This is a genomic window from Corynebacterium otitidis ATCC 51513 (genome assembly GCF_000296405.1).
Taxonomy (GTDB): Bacteria; Actinomycetota; Actinomycetes; order Mycobacteriales; family Mycobacteriaceae; genus Corynebacterium; species Corynebacterium otitidis.
In genome coordinates, this window is sequence record NZ_JH815196.1 from 1 (window position 1) to 1,295 (window position 1,295).

A 1,295-nucleotide genomic window follows, 5' to 3' on the forward strand; every position below is an offset into this window, starting at 1 on the left:
GCCGTCGAGGCGGTCCGGGGGCTCGGGTGAGGGTGCGCCGCGCGGCGGCCGCGCTCCTCACCGCGGCGCTGTGGGCCGCCGCCGAGCCCGTCGCCCGCGCCCAGGACGCCGAGCACCTGGAAGGACTCGAGACACCCGGCGAGGCCGATGTGCTCGAGGACTTCGGCCCCGACGAGGGCCTCCCGCCGCCGGGGGCGGAGGAGCTTCTGGGGTTCCTCCCCGAGGAGCTCGCCGACGCGCTGACCGGCGCCGCGGGGCGCTCGGGCTGCCCCGAGCCGATCCCCGCCGAGGGGCCGGCCGGGCCGGCAGTGCCCGTCCACGAGGCTCCCGCGGGCGGCGCGAGCGGGGCGGGCGTCGCCGTCGCGGTCATCGACACCGGCGTCGCCGACCACCCCAGGCTCGGCGGCGTGGAGCCGGTCGCGGACCTCGTCGACCCGCTCGACCCCGACCCGCACCGCGACTGCGACGGGCACGGCACGGCGGTCGCGGGCATCATCGCGGCGCGCCGCGGCCCGGACGGCTACTCAGGGGTCGCGCCCGGCGCGAGGATCCTCAGCGTGCGCCAGTCGACCGCCTACCCAGAAGGCGCGGGCGGCGGGACGCTCGACGGGCTCGCCGAGGCGCTCCGGCTCGCGATCGAGGCGGGCGCGGGCGTCGTCAACGTCTCGGTCGTCGCGTGCCTGCCCGCCGGCGAGGCGCCGCCCGCCGCGCTTGGGGAGGCGCTCGCCGCCGCGGAGGAGGCCGGCGCGCTCGTCGTCGCGGCGGCGGGGAACATCGGGGAGGACTGCCCGGAGGGATCGGTCGCGCACCCGGCGGCCGCGGAGACGGTGCTCGCGGTCGCGGCGCTCGAGGGCGGGGCGCCGGCCGGCTACTCGCTGGCGGCCGCGGGTCGGGGGCTCGCCGCGGAGGGGCACGCCCCGGTCGCGCTGAGCCCCGCGGGGGACGGCCTGGCCGGCGGCGTGGCCGTGCCCGCCGGGGAGGGCGTCGAGGAGCGGGAGTTTCGCGGCACGAGCTTCGCCGCGCCGGTGGTCAGCGGGGTAGCGGCGCTGCTCAAGGAGCGCCACCCGGAGGCGACCGCCGCGCAGCTGCGCGGCCACCTGCTTCGCGCCGCTGCCGCCCCGGCCGGGGTGGTCTCCGCGGCGGACGCCTCAGGCGCCCTGCTCGGGGAGCCGGGCGTCCCCGCGGCTCCCGGGCCGGCGACGCCAGCGGGGCCCGGGGCGGGCTGGTCGCGGTTGAAGGGGCTCGCGCTCGCCGCGGGACCCGCCGGCGCGGCCGCCGCCGCGCTCGGCGGGGGG

At 81.7% G+C, this 1,295-nt stretch carries 1 protein-coding gene; it reads left to right on the forward strand.

Annotation, left to right across the window (positions count from 1 at the left end; all coding sequences use genetic code 11):
* Nucleotides 1-26: 26 nt before the first annotated feature.
* Nucleotides 27-1,295, forward strand: a 1,269-nt coding sequence (locus HMPREF9719_RS09345; RefSeq protein WP_051001457.1) for a S8 family serine peptidase, incomplete at its 3' end; no start/stop codon positions are given.